Origin of the sequence: Bacteroides sp. D22, from assembly GCF_000163675.1 — a bacterium.
Classification (GTDB): Bacteria; Bacteroidota; Bacteroidia; order Bacteroidales; family Bacteroidaceae; genus Bacteroides; species Bacteroides xylanisolvens.
Map to the genome: position 1 here is coordinate 133,299 of NZ_GG774806.1, position 17,030 is coordinate 150,328.

At 40.3% G+C, this 17,030-nt stretch carries 14 protein-coding genes, 1 tRNA gene and 1 pseudogene; 6 read left to right on the forward strand and 10 right to left on the reverse strand.

Annotated elements, in window-relative coordinates; translation table 11 throughout:
- Positions 1–29 precede the first annotated feature (29 nt).
- Entirely contained in the window at positions 30–1,052 is a 1,023-nt protein-coding gene (locus HMPREF0106_RS0124725; RefSeq protein WP_032851355.1) for a hypothetical protein, read from the forward strand.
- Here the strand turns inward: HMPREF0106_RS0124725 and HMPREF0106_RS0124730 are convergent.
- The 4 genes from HMPREF0106_RS0124730 to HMPREF0106_RS12240 all read right to left on the reverse strand — a co-directional run bounded on the left by HMPREF0106_RS0124730 (position 1,017) and on the right by HMPREF0106_RS12240 (position 6,032).
- On the reverse strand, positions 1,017–1,235 hold the full coding sequence (locus HMPREF0106_RS0124730) for a hypothetical protein (protein WP_032851347.1): 219 nt from the start codon (positions 1,233–1,235) through the stop codon (positions 1,017–1,019). The genes HMPREF0106_RS0124725 and HMPREF0106_RS0124730 overlap by 36 nt on opposite strands.
- Positions 1,219–1,548: a hypothetical protein gene (locus HMPREF0106_RS12250; RefSeq protein WP_009040024.1), complete on the reverse strand. Its 330-nt coding sequence runs from the start codon at positions 1,546–1,548 to the stop codon at positions 1,219–1,221. Before HMPREF0106_RS12250 ends, HMPREF0106_RS0124730 begins: the two co-directional genes overlap by 17 nt.
- 5 nt (positions 1,549–1,553) lie before the next feature.
- Positions 1,554–1,850, reverse strand: a complete 297-nt coding sequence (locus tag HMPREF0106_RS12245) for a helix-turn-helix domain-containing protein (RefSeq protein ID WP_009040025.1) — start codon at positions 1,848–1,850, stop codon at positions 1,554–1,556.
- Between the two features lie 513 nt (positions 1,851–2,363).
- Positions 2,364–6,032, reverse strand: coding sequence for a hypothetical protein (locus tag HMPREF0106_RS12240; protein ID WP_009040026.1), 3,669 nt, complete (start codon positions 6,030–6,032; stop codon positions 2,364–2,366).
- A gap of 389 nt (positions 6,033–6,421) precedes the next feature.
- On the opposite strand from HMPREF0106_RS12240, the gene HMPREF0106_RS12235 reads away from it, so the two are divergent.
- Positions 6,422–7,699 carry a histidine-type phosphatase gene (locus HMPREF0106_RS12235; RefSeq protein WP_009040027.1) on the forward strand — a complete coding sequence of 426 codons (1,278 nt, stop codon included), beginning with the start codon at positions 6,422–6,424 and terminating at the stop codon, positions 7,697–7,699.
- 389 nt (positions 7,700–8,088) lie between these two features.
- Here the strand turns inward: HMPREF0106_RS12235 and HMPREF0106_RS12230 are convergent, their stop codons facing one another.
- Entirely contained in the window at positions 8,089–8,337 is a 249-nt protein-coding gene (locus tag HMPREF0106_RS12230; protein ID WP_009040028.1) for a hypothetical protein, read from the reverse strand.
- 225 nt (positions 8,338–8,562) lie between these two features.
- On the opposite strand from HMPREF0106_RS12230, the pseudogene HMPREF0106_RS27840 reads away from it, so the two are divergent.
- Positions 8,563–8,845 (forward strand): annotated as a pseudogene (locus HMPREF0106_RS27840) (sigma-54-dependent Fis family transcriptional regulator); the annotation flags it as partial.
- Between the two features lie 319 nt (positions 8,846–9,164).
- A complete protein-coding gene (locus HMPREF0106_RS12225; protein ID WP_009040029.1) occupies positions 9,165–10,553 on the forward strand; it encodes a hypothetical protein in 1,389 nt (462 codons plus the stop codon).
- Between the two features lie 510 nt (positions 10,554–11,063).
- Here the strand turns inward: HMPREF0106_RS12225 and HMPREF0106_RS12215 are convergent.
- Positions 11,064–12,287: a site-specific integrase gene (locus HMPREF0106_RS12215; protein WP_009040031.1), complete on the reverse strand. Its 1,224-nt coding sequence runs from the start codon at positions 12,285–12,287 to the stop codon at positions 11,064–11,066.
- A 240-nt stretch (positions 12,288–12,527) separates the two neighbouring features.
- Positions 12,528–12,612 (reverse strand) — tRNA-Ser (locus HMPREF0106_RS12210).
- Between the two features lie 241 nt (positions 12,613–12,853).
- Here HMPREF0106_RS12210 and pflB point away from each other — a divergent pair.
- Both pflB and pflA read left to right on the forward strand, forming a co-directional pair.
- Positions 12,854–15,082: a formate C-acetyltransferase gene (gene pflB / locus HMPREF0106_RS12205; protein ID WP_004308785.1), complete on the forward strand. Its 2,229-nt coding sequence runs from the start codon at positions 12,854–12,856 to the stop codon at positions 15,080–15,082.
- A 15-nt stretch (positions 15,083–15,097) separates the two neighbouring features.
- Complete coding sequence (gene pflA / locus HMPREF0106_RS12200) at positions 15,098–15,826, forward strand: pyruvate formate-lyase-activating protein (RefSeq protein WP_009040032.1); 729 nt, start codon at positions 15,098–15,100, stop codon at positions 15,824–15,826.
- Between the two features lie 75 nt (positions 15,827–15,901).
- Here pflA and HMPREF0106_RS12195 read toward each other — a convergent pair whose 3' ends face one another.
- The 3 genes from HMPREF0106_RS12195 to HMPREF0106_RS12185 are packed head-to-tail and all read right to left on the reverse strand — an operon-like array spanning position 15,902 to position 17,026.
- The gene (locus tag HMPREF0106_RS12195; protein WP_009040033.1) at positions 15,902–16,348 is read right to left on the reverse strand and encodes an N-acetylmuramoyl-L-alanine amidase; all 447 of its coding nucleotides are present in this window, start codon (positions 16,346–16,348) and stop codon (positions 15,902–15,904) included.
- On the reverse strand, positions 16,335–16,526 hold the full coding sequence (locus tag HMPREF0106_RS12190) for a hypothetical protein (RefSeq protein WP_004302306.1): 192 nt from the start codon (positions 16,524–16,526) through the stop codon (positions 16,335–16,337). The genes HMPREF0106_RS12195 and HMPREF0106_RS12190 overlap by 14 nt, the downstream gene beginning before the upstream one ends.
- Positions 16,523–17,026 carry an HU family DNA-binding protein gene (locus HMPREF0106_RS12185; RefSeq protein ID WP_004305836.1) on the reverse strand — a complete coding sequence of 168 codons (504 nt, stop codon included), beginning with the start codon at positions 17,024–17,026 and terminating at the stop codon, positions 16,523–16,525. The genes HMPREF0106_RS12190 and HMPREF0106_RS12185 overlap by 4 nt, the downstream gene beginning before the upstream one ends.
- Positions 17,027–17,030 lie beyond the last annotated feature (4 nt).

Here is a 17,030-nt window from a genome sequence, read left to right on the forward strand (position 1 = left end):
TCATTGCCAAGCAATATGCCGACAACAAGGTGGACTGTTTTATCTATGCGGTGGAGAAGTCACTGGACAGTTACAAGTTCAACCTGCTGCATAACAAACAGGTATTCATCAGCCAGCTTAAAAGCCGCAATCTGGCTACACGTATCATCGACGAGGGGGCGATGGATGAAAGCGGGGGCGTACATTTCAGTGAATACGTGGCCATTCTTTCGGGCAATGACGACCTGTTGGAGAAGACAAAGCTGGAAAAGAAACTGGCAGTCCTTGAAAGCGAAAGGCTGGCATATCACCGCAACAAGGGGAACGCAAAAGGCAAGCTGAATGAAAGAACTTCCGAAATAGAGAAGAACAACGTCTTTATCGGACGCTTCACCCGGGACTGGGAATATCTGAACAATGTGGCTCCCGTGGACGCGGAAACCGGACTTCGGCCCAATCCTTTACGGCTGGACAGTGTAGACTCTGACAATATTGAAATACTCGGCAATCGGCTTGCCGCAATCAATCAGAAAGCCCGGACGGAGGATGATTACATGAAAATCGGCACTCTCTTCGATTTCCGCATCTTGGTGCGTACTGAAAAGACCTACAACGGTGACACGCAAGCCTTGCAGAACAAGTTCATGGTTGAGGGACTGGACGGCATCAAATATACCTATCATAACGGGTATATAGCCAAAGACCCGAAACTGGCCGTAATGTATTTCATCAATGCCCTGGAACGTATTCCCGGCATGATAGAGAAACGGCAGAAAGACAATGCGGAGTTGTCAAAAGACCTTCCGGTCTTGCAGCAGATAGTGGCGGATGCATGGCCGAAGGAAGCGGAACTCAAACAGTTGGGTGAGGAGCTTGCCGCAGTGAACCGGAAAATACAGCTCACCCTTAAACCGGTGGACAAACACGAAAGCGGAGAAGAGAAGAAAACGGAAGTCGAAGAACCGAAACTTGTCAGCGGCAGTGATGTCATACCGGATTCACCCGGTAAGGCAAGGCATGTTCCGTCAATGGAAATCTTAAATCCCGTAAAGGAACTGAAGAAAATATCCTAATGTTTCCCGCGGCACATTGCTGTAACCTGTGGAAGCTACGCAGGCTCCACTTCCGCAGGTTACAGCAAAGAGCCGCTTTTTAAAGGAAAGGACAAAGGCACGGCGGGCACCCGGATAAATCCGACCTTGCCCGCCGTGCCCTTGTCTGTAAAGGGAAGCATTTACATCATTCTTCTTCCTCAAAGGAAAGTTCTTCAACCTGTCTGTTTATGGTCTTCCAATCAATGGCATCCTTCAGATTGATTATATCCACAATCGAATAATGTCTTGTACCGTTTTCCTCTTCCGCGAAACGCAGGCGGCCTCTCAAACGCTGCTTTTCTATTTCAGCGGGATCGAGGTTAATCAACTCGCATACTTCATCTGGCAACATGGACAATGCCACGTCGTTCTCCTGACAGATATGCTGCAACACAGCCAGCATATTCAATGACTTCTTATAACTTCTCACAAGTGCAGCGAAAGAACTGCTTTCAATCTTGACCATCTTTTTCATAACGCTTATTTTTTAGAGTTTTCTGTTTTTTCCAATAATACGGCACGAAGGACATCCGAGCGGCGATAATAGATTTTCCCTTTATCCCGATAAAAAGGAAGCGTACCGTCGTTACGTCTTCTAAGCAGTGTCCTGTCCGACATCTTTGTCAGTAGACGCACGCCTTTCGAGTCCAGTATCTCACTATCCGGTATGTTCTCAACCGAAGGACAAAGTAGCTTCTCGATGTTGTTCACTTTGGCAAGTATGGTGCTGAGCATGTGGGTAACTCCGGCACCGGAAAGAGTTCTTCTATTATTCATAATGACCTTGATTTTATCGTTTATGGTGCAATATTACGAAGTTGTTTTAAGGTCATTGGTTACTCAACCGTTGAGCAACCGTCAAAAAAAGACAGAAAACGCCAAATGAGGACAAAAAAATAGCCGAGGCACTTTCCCCGGCTATTCTATAATGAGCAGACATTCAAAGTAATACTTTAAATGCTTAATATGTTAATAATCAGATTTATACAAAAATAAATAGCAGAATATTTTGCTATATTCCAAATATTGACTACATTTGTATACGAGTTATTTGAGACTATGCAAAGCAGTGTAACCCGAAGCAGGACTTCCGTCTCCAAATCGTTACCTGCATCTTTTAGACTCTCTATATTTCTCTAATCTTTAGAGAGTTACATCAAAATACATTGTTTTTCGGTGATAAACTTTAGTTTCTGCAGTTTGGAACTAAAGTTTCTTCAGCTTACAAATTATTAGATAATTCAGTTTCTTTCGAAGACGTGTCTTTTTCTATAAGGCATAAAATTGTTCCTACTGTTTGATAATTCTCGTATTGACCTTCAATCCGTTTTTATCTTTGGAGAAAGACGATATATAGTTACACTCCTTTAATAATGATAAAAGGCTTCGGTTCAGTTCTGTGTCGGGTATAATTGGGTGTTTTCCGTTCTCCTTCATCTTGCTGTAGGGTAATGGCAACAATGCCAATAGCTCATCAATCACATCATGGTTATCCTGGTTTTGTCTGATAGTATGATAAATGACTGTTATTGCTTTCTCTAATACGGATGCCTTGACAAGAACCTTTTTCAGCAGGTCATAATCTATTTCTGTTTCATAATCTGTTAATATTTCACAGATAATATTGGCGAGTTTCTGACTGACATCTATGGAAGTTGCTTTCAGTTGTTGGAGCACAACTGATTTTTCTTTGCCGGATAACTTGTAGCTACCAAGCAAACAGAGAGCCAGGTCTTTGTTATAAGCTATTTTATCTTTGTCCTTTAAAAACTCATTTTTATGATGCAACAGAAAATTGCCATAGAGTATATCACTATGACGGCTGAGGTATCGGATATTATCCTCCGTATACTCAATGCTATTCTGATCTATTAAATAGCTGATTCGCTCATCTTCCAAATTTAAAAGTTCCTCATTCAGATCCATTTTACACAGGAAGGCTGAGAATATCTGCTTGTAGGAATTAATACTAATCCGGTTACTACCCATAATATTATTAAATAGCGAATGCTTATGTGGCTCACTTCCTGCAAATCTTCTTGTTCCCAGTATTTCCGCATGTTTATCTAAATATGCCCATAAGACATCGTCTATATTACAGTCGTTTTGTACATAGTAATTGGTTATATTATCCCAGTTAGGTACTAGTAAATCCAGTCCAAATGCTAAACCTTTCATGTCATCTTTCACCTTAGATACATCATTGATAGGATTAATATGGGTCTTGAGATATTTCTGTTTAACCTCCATTTTAACCTCCTTGTTATTTAAAATCTCCAGCATGGATTCTTCATCTTCATCGCATATATTCTGGAAGACATTTTGAATGCATTCTTCCATATTTTCTTGTATCCTTTCAATGACGTCTTTCCGTCCGACTCTTTTGATGCGCGTTAGGGTGATATTGTTTTCATTTGCACCTGCTCTATCGCTGATATGATTCAGTAATAAGCTTATGTTGTGTCTCGTCAAAGTATAGCTGTCACCTTTAATAATAAGTTCCAACAAGGGTTTGGAAGTATTTGTCAATTCCTCATAACAGCATACACTGGCAATAAAGTTGATTTTCTTATCGTCAAAGCAATCGTATCTGTTTGCTAAGTAATCATAATTATCTTTCAACCATGTTTTTTGAAACTCACCTATATGGCTGTTCTCACAAAACTTTAACCATGCTTCGATCAGAATGTCTCTGTACTCACAGTTCAATACCGAAGTCCAGCTATCATTGACGTTCCAATTGATATAGTGATTAAACACATTATAATTTTGTTTTCCCTCTTTGTAATATTGGGCCAGAAAATCCATTTTAGCTACGGGTTGTTCCAATCGTGCCATGAATAGAAGGAACCGTTCTCGTTCGATGTTCGTATGTTTGCCCAAATAATCCAACAGATTAATATTAAGCACGCTATCACTGAGATAAGCATAGGTTGGTAATTGTGCAACAAAACTTTGTATCTTGTCTATCTTGGCATTATATTCGGGACTTTTGTCCAGCTTCATGGCTATAAGCAGAAGACGGTCATTCTGAGAAATCGTGTTCGGATAGAAATAAGAAATGTAGTCATAATAGTCTTCATCAATATAACCACGCCGGATAAAGAGATCCATCATTGGAGCCAATTTGATTTTCTGGAAAGCTTCACATTCATTCATCTTAAACTGCATAAACAGTTGCTTCAAAGAAAAACTGTTGATACGATATTCTTCCTTTTTCAGTTCCTCCTCTTCCCTGGCTAAATCTTTGTCTTTTGTTGTAATAGCGGCTAACCGTTGGGCATAAGATGTTTTTGGATCAATCTTTTTCTCTATTTCGCTAAAGCGGATGTTTGTATGGGATGTATAAATACTATATGAATTAAAATATTTGTATTCTATTCTCTCTTTTTGGATGAGCTCATTAAATAAATCCTCATCCTTCCATATAGCACTCGTTTCATAATAGTTATCATTAATCTTTATAGAAATTAGATTGCCGTTGATATGGGTAACATATCCGTTTACATAAATCATTCGCAATTCACCTGCCTTCAGGTGTCGGTTCCTTTCCTTTGTTTCGCGACGTTTGGCCATCTCCTCCTTCCGTTTGTTCAATATCTGGAGCGCAAACTTGGTGAGTTCCTGTTTGGTTTCATGACATACGCATTGATAAACCTTTCCACGTCTGTTGTGTAGTGCTGAGAAATCATCAGGATAATAGTTCTTATACACAATCATGGCCAGTAGTTTTGAGTGGCTTAATTCCGTACCGTTGACAAAAAGCCGCTTGTGGTATTGGTGATACTCGTTTGCAATATTCTTCAACAAGCGCATATCATCTATGAAAAAGGCTATATCTTCCAAATCATCAGCTTTGATCTCCTCCTTATGCCCTCTCTTTTCCAATTCTTCTTTCAGTTTGTCTTTCGAGTTGGAAGGGTTGATAACCGGAATGACAGTGGTTATATAATCAAAGAACTTTGTCCGGGAGGAATCCTTGAACATATCATCTTTCACTGCATAGATGAATTTTATCTTTCGTCCTACGACAGCCGAATTGTTTAGTAAGAAGTTGAGTTCCCTCAATTTCAGAAAGATATCGGGGGTATCAAAGCGATCTAGGTCCTCAATGACCACTACGTCATAATCAGTTGCCTGGAAGAAATACAGAATCTCGTCTAGATGGCGGTTGAAAATGGAGTTTTCGTCTTTAATCTCAATCTCGCCGTCTTTAAAGTTGAGCTTATTCAGTTTGGTACTGCCATATATCCGGATAACATATTGTGCTATTGTATATAAGACAAATAACAGATATAGCAGAGCCACAATATCCCCTATTAGGTTAAAAACAAATCCTTGACTGAAAACACGATAAAACGAGTCAATTCTCATCCAACTAGGTTCGAAAAGGATTGCAAATGCAAGAATCGTTCCGATAAAACCACATGCTAATTTCGATATATGTTTTGGGGTAATGTGTGTGATCCGTTTGAAGCGTGAATTGGGTAGAGTATCAATCGTTTCTCGGTAAATTAATTGCTGGAGAATGCTGTATTCTATTCTTCGGTTCAGTTTTTCTTTATAGTTTTCACTATCCCGGTCATCGAAGTTATCTTTACCTGTAGATTTTTCACTGGTTTGGTTATCCAGAAGTTCTTGTTGGTCTTCCGTTTCTTCATCCTTTGTTTTTTGATGTTTGTCGTCATCCAATGTTGCTAAGGATATGGGCAGATAGTTCCATTTTTCATCTTTCAAATACATCAGAGTGTGTAATACAGAACTTTTTCCTGACCCATAAGGACCGGTCAGGGCAATATTCAAAACATCCTCAGCCTTGAGTGCTTCCCGTAAATCACGGACAGACTCATAAGCGGAGTCATTCTCCTTCAGCAAGGTCGGAGTTAAGGATTCTTGAAATTGTGATACCTGCTCAATTTGCGCCGAAGGCACTTGAGTGGATTCTTGTGTATTCTCCATAATGTTTTCTCAATAAAAATTATATAATTCTATATAATTCAATACTTCGCCCATTTTGTTTTTATAAGTAAAGGCTGTCCATTTATTCCGTGTTAAAATCAGTTCTTTAATATAGATATTAATTCTTTATGCAAATATAAAGTTTAAAATAGTGACAAACAAATGAATCTGCTGAATATATCATCTGGATAACCACTTATTTAATAAAAGAATATTCTAATTTTCAATCATTTTAGTAACTTCATATAGTGATAATCATTATTGGTTCGTATTTTATTCGTTTGTTCAACTATTTGCGGACATGAAGATTTTGGATGTCTTAAGATTGATTTTGAGCAAACATAATCCTCATTTTTATCGTTATAGCCTATGAATTAAGTAGGTATAATATGAAAAGATTATTATTTGTTTTGACTTTTATGTCTCTCACTTTTCCTGTTATATGGGGACAAACTAAGATACAGAAGTATGCAGGGACGGCCATGCCCTATCCTAATAGGACAGACTCGTCCATTACTTTTCGGGATGGTATGACCCCATTTTATATAAATCATCTGGGAAGACATGGAGCCCGCTTCCCAACTTCAAGAAAAGCCCTAGACAAAGTGGAGAAGGTATTGGTATCAGCCCAACAAGAGAATGGACTGACCTCAGAAGGCATGGCTTTACTCTCTATGATACGACGTTTATCCAGATTATTTGACGGTCAATGGGGAAAATTGTCAAAGTTGGGCGAGACGGAACAAGAAGGAATTGCCGGACGTATGATAAGGAACTATCCTCAACTATTCAGCAATTCTGCCAAGATTGAAGCAATAGCAACCTATGTTCCCCGCAGCATAAATAGTATGGACGCTTTTCTTTCTTGCATGATAAGGCATAATCCAGCTTTACAGGTACAGCGAAGTGAAGGAAAACAATATAATCATATCCTTCGTTTTTTTGATCTGAATAAATCTTATGTCAATTATAAAGAGAAAGGTGACTGGCTTCCTATATACAAAGCTTTTGTACACAAGAAGATATCTCCAGTTCCTATAATGAAGAAGTTTCTTCTTAATCCGGAACAATATCTGGATAAAGAGGCAGAGGAATTTGTCATGGCTTTATTTTCTGTTGCGGCTATTCTTCCTGATACAAGCATCCCATTAAATTTGGAAGACCTTTTTACACTTGATGAATGGCATCGTTATTGGCAAACCCAGAATTTGCGACAATATATGAGTAAGAGCTCTGCACCTGTCGGTAAGATGTTACCGGTTGCAATCGCTTGGCCTTTGCTTTCTGAATTCATTCGTTCTGCTCAAGAGGTGATAAGTGGGAAATCCGATTATCAGGCTAACTTTCGTTTTGCTCATGCAGAAACAGTTATACCTTTTGTGTCGTTGATGGGCATAGAAAAAACTGATGTACAGGTTTGCCGGCCCGATTCCGTTTCAGTCTATTGGAAGGATTATGAAATATCTCCAATGGCCGCTAATGTACAGTGGCTTTTCTATCGTGACAGAGACCAAAGAATTTGGGTTAAGATTCTGTTAAATGAGGAAGCAGCAGCGCTTCCTATATCAACCGCTTGTTTCCCATATTACTCTTGGGAAAAAACTCGTATATTCTTTAATCAGCGAATCGAAATGGCTAAAAAAACACTTTCAGTTTTCAATGAATAGAATAAGCCATTTTTTAGTTTTGATTATATTTGAAAAAAACATTTTTTCTATTTACCAATGAATGACAGATACATAGATAGTGGTGGTTACAGTTAAATAAGGTTGCCTAGGTGAGGTATAAATTGATGTAAGAATGAGGTTAAAGCTAAAAATAAGTATTATACTTACCCTAATATGTACCATAAGCCAATTTTATAACGCCTATCTTTAAATACAATAATCGAATCACATAAAATTCTCTTAAGGTTTCAACGGTAAGCGGTGAGGCAGACGGATGTGTTATCTTATGTTTGTGTAGTAAGTCAATCTGTTCCCATCACTTCTTCCCAAACTGAAAATGTAGTAAATGACCATTTTAATATAACTTGTGGATGAAATAGTGTATTCTTCTAAAACACAAGGACAATAATAATTTCATGATTGTAGAATATCTTCCAACTTGTAAAAGTAATAACAGTACATTGTTGAGTTGTCATAGGGGTGAGTGTTTCACTTTTGTATATCACTCTGATGACAATTTGGAATACCTGAGCTATCACTCCGAACAGCACCACCAACTCCATTTCTGACATCCATACATTACCCTTCGGGATATTCACTCTGCCGTTTTCTCTGATTGTTATAATTGTTCGTTCCATGAGTAATATAGCCACTGAGATTTCAGTAGATGACTGGTTAAGTCTGTTGCCAAACGTTGTCAAATCCAGGTCTATTTTTCAGATGGTTATCATAACATACTTCTATGCAGTGATAATTTCGTATGCCGCAATACTCGGCTTATACTCTCAACGAGAATACACCTACTGGGAGTAAGGGTCGCAAATCCATGACGTGCGCAATAAGACATTACTGCCCATGCGTGACCGGGCAATGTCCTTAAGTTTCGATAGAAAATTATGGATGCGGTGTTACAGGTACAGACAGATCTTGTCACGAAAGAGCACCTGTAGCTTACCATGACGAGAGCAACCTCATCCGTCAGCTTCGCCCTGCGCAATGACGCTGAAAACAAAGAGAGGATTTTCCGTACCTTGAAACAGGCAAACAGAAAATGAAAGGTTACCACCGAACTGCTCGGAATCGAACGTACAACACTGTATAGCAAACTGGAAGAAGTATGGATTGAAGTATAAATTCCAGCAATAATAGTCGGTAATTCACTAAGAATTGATATTACGCTTAAACCGGATTTATTTGGTGATGGCAAAAAGACCTCCACGTAAAAAACACAGGACGGGGTGATGTGCTTCTGATTTTTATTCGTAATTTTGTACTAAAGAGAGTGATATTGACAGCAATGCACAACAAAGCCCAGAAACGATTGCCAATCTGTTACTCTATTTAACCCTTCTTTCAAACTTCCTAAGACAAAGAAGATTAAAAAAAATCTTCCAGAAATACAACGAAAAGGTTTAGTATTGAAGAAGGTAAAAACAACAAACAAATCGTTATTATTTTACAATTTATGGTTACAATATATTTGGATAAACAAGTTTTCAGTCATCTATTTAATGCAAAAGAAGAAAAGTATTCTCTTTTGCGTGAAAAGATATTATCTCACAAAGATGAGTTTATTTTCTTCTACTCAAATGCTCATTTATTTGATTTGCAAGATGATAAAACGGATATTAAATATACTGAAATGGAATATATGCAATCGATAGTAAGTGGATATCATTTAATATACGAAAACCATAAACAGGAAGTTATAAAGCAATCCCCACGCAATGCTTTCGAAACTATAGGCAAAATAGAGGATTTCTCTTGGCTTGAAAATTTTGATTTTTCACAAATAACAGAAGAACAGCGGAATGTTATCAATAACATTGTTGATATTAGCATTAAGGATTTAAAAGGTGAATTAGATTTTGATTGGCTAAAAAAAAGAGCCCCAATTTCAGTCGATGAACTCCAAATGGACATATCAACTTTTACATCATTAATGAAATTCGTCTCCCACTATTTTTATGAGAATAAGGAGTCATACAAAATTATGAGAGACAATACTATTGCTAGATATAATCCGACATCAATTAAAGCGGAAGGTGAAAATGTTTTTAACGAGCAGTTAGCCTCATCTCCATTAGGATTATCCTTTCTAGATATTATTCAAGCCTCTTTAACTCAAACAGGATTATCATACACTGATTTTGCAACGGTATATTATATGTCATATATACTTCTTGATCTATTTGGAGTTAATAAAGAAACCCGGAAGAAGGTTAAGTTTAGAAATATGCAAGTCGACTGTTACCACAGTTTCTTCGGCTCATACTGCGATTGCATGGTTAGTGATGACGAAGGTATGCGCCTCAAGAGCAAAACATTATACAAACTTTTCAATTTCAACACTAAAGTATATTCAATAGATGAGTTTATAGAAAAATTTGATGAAGCAATAAATAACAATAAAAAATCTGCGCGTGAATATTTTGATGAAGTTCTTAGCGATTATATTACAAGGCAAGTAACTAGAGTCGAAACAAAATCTGGGCAATTTTTAACTTATCTGAGTACTTCTTATAAATACTTCGGATATTTTAACTGCATGATAGAAAGAAAATCAAAAGATGAGACGGTTATTATACTCCATAAGAACAACGACTTGAAGCAACCTATTCTGGCGAAAGAATTAGAGATTATAACTAATAGGATTGTTAGAGTGTTTAATGATATGGGAGCTACCTTTACTTTATTCGATGAAGCAGTAGAAATCCCTCTATTAAAAGCTGACAATTGGAATAGATTTCTAACGTTAAATGATGCTGATGTGTGTTTAACTAAATTCAAAGATACACCTATGTTGTGTTTATGGATTAAGTTAAAGCAGCCAATATTACAAAATAAAAATTGAAGAAATTAAAGATTCCTGCAACAAGCCACTGACGAGGATATAGTGGTTTCCGATTTGTGTCTGCTCGCTAGTATGTATCAACTTGTTGCGTTGAATACGCAAGGAGAGCAAAAGTTTATTTTTCATCAGATTAGGATATATGACATCCCAAAATAGCGAGCCATCAGCTACGGATCCTATCAAAATAGTTTTTTATGCATTATTCTACAGTAAAAGCCAGTATTTACTTTTTTCACTGCTAGAAAGAACAAGAACTATAGAATAAGAAAACACAAACATCATATACTAAAAAATATCATACATCCTCTCGAAAAAACAACAATCTTTGATTATAATTTTTTCCAGTGCTCGCATCTTACAGACCTATAGAACTCACTAAAAGAGTTTTCCAACAAAACACATATTAACAGCGATGTAGTCATATAACTCAAAGAGCGAAGGCTATTGTATTTCCTCCATTCTAAAGAGAGGTTGTGCCAGAGTTTTGACACAACCTCCTACCAGATAATTCTAAATAGAGATATGAAAATCCATCTTTATCTGTGACATCTCACGTATCACTGTACGATCCAGCACACGTGCATAATGACGGGTCATCTGGACATTGGTATGCCCTAACATCTTAGCAACGCTCTCTATCGAGACACCATTGGCCAGAGCAAATGTGGCAAAAGTATGACGCCCAACATGGGTGGTCAATGTTTTTTTAATACCACAAATATCAGCCAGTTCCTTGAGGTATGCATTCATTTTTTGATTACAAAGCACCGGAAAAAGCACACCATGTTTCTTACAATATTCATTGGTGGAATACTTTTCCAAAATCTTCAATGGTATTTCCATTAATGGAATATTACACATGATTTTGGTCTTCTGTCTCCCCTTTCGTATCCACCTGACACCGTTCGAGTCCTCCACGATATGTTCCTTTCTCAAACCATGAATATCCGAGAAAGCCAAACCGGTGAAACAACAGAACACAAAAATATCCCGTACCTGACTTAACCGTGGAATATCAATTTCCTTCGATATCAGCTTCTGGATTTCTGAATCTTCCAAAAAGTCCGGTTCCACCTTATCCAATGAGAATCTAATTTCTAAAAACGGATCGTTCTTCATCCATCCCTTAGCCAAAGCAATACGGATAATCTTCTTAAAATTCTTCAAATATTTGGTGGCTGTGTTATGACAACACTTTTTCTCTGTCTTAAGCCAAAACTCGTAATCCTCAATAAACTGGCGGGAAACTTCATCCAAAAGAACATCTTTCTTATGATATGTCTCCCAGACAAAATCCCGGGTATGCTTCAAGGATGTCTCATAACGCTGCACGGTTGCAGGCGCCATGTCCGTACCGGACAATTGGACACATTTATCATTATGCTCACGGAAAACCTCAAACAGGGTACGCTGTACGGGAGCATCCTTTCCCCAAAAACGGTCCAGGACACTGCCGGCAGAAACCGCTACACCTTCTATTTCCAGTTCACGCTGAATTTTCATTATCCTCAAACGGATAGAATCAAGATACAGATTCAGTTCCTTGTACTCACGCTTCTTTTCCAGAGCCTTTCCTTTTGCCGCACTCCAGAACTCCGGAAGAATTGTTTTCTTCACTGAAGCATCAACCCGGACTCCATTCACTGTAATTCTCATCATTATCGGAGCCTCACCGTTCCGATTCAATTTCGTCCTACGAATGTAGAACAATAGACAAAATGTTGTTCTTTCCATCTTACTTGTTTTTTAATCACAAAACTAAAATTCCAAGAGCAACAAGTCAAGATGCAAAACACTGATAAACAATGAATTATTTACTTAATAGGTGTACCTGACATTGAAGGCAAACAGGTACACCGAATAGTACACCGAAAGAATGCTTTGATATGCTTATTTTTGCTATGCACCAAAAACAAAAAATCCCCGTAAAGTATTAATTTACAGGGATTTTCTTTGTTTTGCAATTCTTTCCAGCGGAGAGACAGGGATTCGAACCCCGGGTACCTCGCAGTACAACGGTTTTCAAGACCGCCGCAATCGACCACTCTGCCACCTCTCCAAAACTTCTTTATCAGAAGTGCTTTTCGTTAAAAGCGGTGCAAAGGTACGAATATATTTTAAACTTACAAGAGTTTTCACAAAAAAAAATCACGAACATCATTTCCAAAGAATAGCAATATCTAGGTATTTTATGTTGAAAAGCATAAAATAGAGCATATTTATGCTGATTATATGAAAAAACGTTGTAACTTTGTGCGCTCTAAAGAAAAGGATAACTACAACCTCTAATTTTATCATTTATGGAATTAAATAAGATCTTTAAAGACGGTCTTTGGAGCACAGAAATCAACGTAAGAGATTTCGTTAGTCACAACATCACTCCGTATTATGGAGATGCTTCTTTCCTCGAAGGACCTACCGAACGCACAAAAGCTGTATGGAACCGCTGCCTCGAAGCACTGGCAGAAGAAAGAGCCAATAACGGAGTACGCTCACTGGATAATGTCACCGTCTCAACCATCACTTCTCATAAAGCCGGATATATCGACAAAGAAAACGAACTGATCGTCGGTCTGCAAACAGACGAACTTCTGAAACGTGCAATCAAACCTTTCGGAGGTATCAACGTGGTGAGCAAAGCCTGCCATGAAAACGGCGTGGAAGTGGACGACCGTGTAAAAGATATATTCACTCACTACCGCAAGACGCACAATGACGGAGTATTTGACGTATATACCGAAGAAATCCGTTCGTTCCGTTCTCTGGGATTCCTCACCGGACTTCCTGATAACTATGCCCGCGGACGTATCATCGGCGACTACCGCCGTATGGCTCTCTATGGTATCGACCGATTGATTGAGGCAAAAAAAGAAGATTTGCGTAACCTTACCGGTCCGATGACCGAAGCCCGCATCCGCCTGCGCGAAGAAGTGGCAGAGCAAATCAAGGCATTAAAAGACATGAAGGTAATGGGCGAATACTACGGACTCGACTTGAGCCGTCCTGCCTACACCGCACAAGAAGCAGTACAATGGGTATACATGGCTTACCTTGCTGCCGTAAAAGAACAAGACGGTGCTGCCATGTCACTGGGTAACGTCTCTTCGTTCCTCGACATTTATATGGAATATGAATTGAGCAAAGGAACCATCACAGAATCTTTCGCACAGGAGCTGATCGACCAGTTTGTCATCAAACTGCGTATGGTGCGTCACCTGCGTATGCAATCTTACAACGACATCTTTGCCGGTGACCCGACATGGGTAACCGAATCCCTGGGTGGACGCCTCAACGACGGACGCACGAAGGTGACAAAGACTTCTTTCCGCTTCCTGCAAACACTCTACAACCTCGGCCCTTCACCGGAACCGAACCTGACTGTATTGTGGAGCCCGGAACTTCCGGAAGGATTCAAAGAATTCTGCGCAAAAGTATCTATCGACACTTCTTCCATCCAATATGAAAACGACGACCTGATGCGTGAAGTGCGCCAGTCTGACGATTACGGAATCGCATGCTGCGTATCTTATCAGGAAATCGGAAAACAAATCCAATTCTTCGGCGCACGTTGCAACCTGGCAAAAGCCCTGTTGCTTGCCATCAACGGCGGACGTTGCGAAAACACCGGTACGGTAATGGTGAAAAATATCCCCGTACTAACCAGCGACACACTGAACTTCGAAGAAGTAATGAGCAACTACAAGAAGGTATTGACAGAAATCGCCCGTGTTTACAACGAAGCGATGAACATCATCCATTATATGCATGATAAGTATTACTACGAAAAAGCCCAAATGGCTCTTGTAGATACCAACCCACGCATCAACCTTGCTTATGGTGTAGCCGGACTTTCTATCGCCCTCGATTCACTGTCGGCCATCAAATATGCCAAAGTGACCGCACGCCGCAACGACATCGGTCTGACAGAAGGTTTCGATATTCAAGGCGAATTCCCTTGCTTCGGTAATGACAACGACAAGGTAGACCACCTGGGTGTTGACCTGGTCTATTTCTTCAGCGAAGAATTGAAGAAACTTCCGGTTTACAAAAATGCCCGTCCTACTTTATCTTTGCTCACCATCACTTCCAACGTGATGTATGGCAAGAAGACAGGTGCTACTCCCGACGGACGCGCCAAAGGTGTCGCTTTTGCTCCGGGAGCCAACCCTATGCACGGACGTGACAAGAACGGTGCCATCGCCTCTTTGAGTTCCGTAGCGAAATTACGTTACCGCGACTCACAGGACGGTATCAGCAACACTTTCTCCATCGTCCCCAAATCACTGGGAGCTACTGAAGAGGATCGCGTAGAAAATCTGGTGACAATGATGGATGGCTATTTCACCAAAGGCGCTCACCACCTGAACGTGAACGTACTGAACCGTGAAATGCTTTACGATGCCATGGAACATCCGGAAAAATATCCGCAACTCACCATCCGTGTTTCCGGTTATGCCGTAAACTTCGTGAAGTTGAGCCGCGAACATCAATTGGAAGTAATCAGCCGTAGCTTCCACGAACGTATGTAATCAGATCTACTCAATATGACGATAAACGTACATTCATACGAAAGTATGGGAACATTCGACGGGCCGGGCTTACGGCTCGTCGTTTTTCTTCAAGGATGCAATTTCCGCTGCCTATATTGCGCCAACCCCGACACAATAGCCGGAAAAGGAGGTACACCTACCCCACCGGAAGAAATCGTCCGCATGGCTATGAGCCAACGTCCTTTTTTCGGGAAACGCGGAGGAGTCACTTTCTCCGGAGGAGAACCTACGTTTCAGGCCAAAGCACTAGTCCCTTTAGTGCGTGAACTGAAAGAAAAGGGAATACATGTATGCATAGACAGCAACGGCGGTATCTGGAACGAAGAAGTAGAAGAACTTTTCAAACTGACGGATCTTGTATTGCTGGATATTAAAGAGTTCAATCCGGCACGCCATCAAGCACTGACCGGAAGAAGTAACGAGCAAACCATCCGCACGGCAGCATGGCTGGAAGAAAACGAGAAACCTTTCTGGCTGCGTTATGTATTAGTGCCCGGATACAGCGATTTCGAGAAAGACATCCGCTATTTAGGAGAAGCTCTGGGAAAATATAAAATGGTGCAACGAGTGGAAATCCTGCCTTATCATACATTAGGCGTACATAAGTATGAAGCGATGGAGCAGGAATACAAGCTGAAAGACGTAAAAGAAAATACCCCCGAACAACTTGAAAAAGCTGCGGAGGTATTTAAAGAGTATTTCACTACTGTGGTGGTCAATTAGTTGAAAAAGTTGAGAATTGAGAGTTAACTATGCAGTATATATAACAGTGCGCAGGCAACTCTCAACTCTCCATTCTCAACTCTCAAATTCTTCAATCACCTCGAAACAGGGACACTCTTTGATCCGCTCCCAAGGGTCAACAATTCCATTATAATTAGTATCAGGACTCAAGTCCCGGTGACCGACCACCTTTACATCCGGATAACGCTGCAACAACTCGCTTACCAGACGATGCATCGCCTCTTTCTGGCGGGAAGTACGTGTATCCGCTGCCTTTCCGTCCTCATCCAGTCCGCCTTCATAGCACACCCCTAAACTAATCGCATTAAAACCGCGTGCATGAGCACCCACCGTATCTTCATCCCTCATCGGCTCTATCTGTCCCGACTTGCGGATATAATAATGATACCCCCAACACGAAAAGCCCCGAAAGCGATGGGCAGTGTCCACATCCTTCGCCGTGAAGTCGCGATCAGCACGGGTAGCAGAGCAGTGAATCACAATCAGACTAATCTTTCTCATCGTCCTTCTCCCTTTCCGTTGTTTTCACATTACACACTTCCTTATGGGTAGCATTGAAGCGCACCTCTCTCACAATTCTGTTCCGCTTTCTTTTTCCGAAGAAAGGCACAAGGAACATGATTACATCCAAAATCTTAGTTACAATTTCTTTCATTTGATCCAATATTAAAGTTATCATGCTGCCGGGTCCGGAGCTTCTCCGCTTCCACCACCGTCTGAACCACCACCGGAACCTTTGTCATCGTCTTCTCCTTCATTGCCGCTACCGCCCGTTTGGGCCACCGCACGCGTCGTTACCTGCTGGTAGCTAAGAATCTTCGTGATGTCCGCCAACGTCTTTCCGGGACGGAAAATAATATGGGCAGCCGTAATCAGCGAACTTGAAAACTCCTTGACCGACACAGCTCCTTCACTGTTCAACCCGATCTGCAAACTGCCCAAATCACCCAGCCGGACTATTCTTCCCGCTTTCAACGCACGCTTCGCCTCATAAAGAATACCCGAAATGGCGGCACGCACATCTGTCTCCGTACAGGTAGACCGGCTGGTGATTCCCTCGCACAACTCTTCAAAATCCAACTCTCCCGAAGCCTGTGCCTGCGCGTAATACTTTGCCGACTCATCCTTTTTGGCAGGATTCTTGCGCGGCACTACTGAATAAGTTACTGTCATTGCCATAATA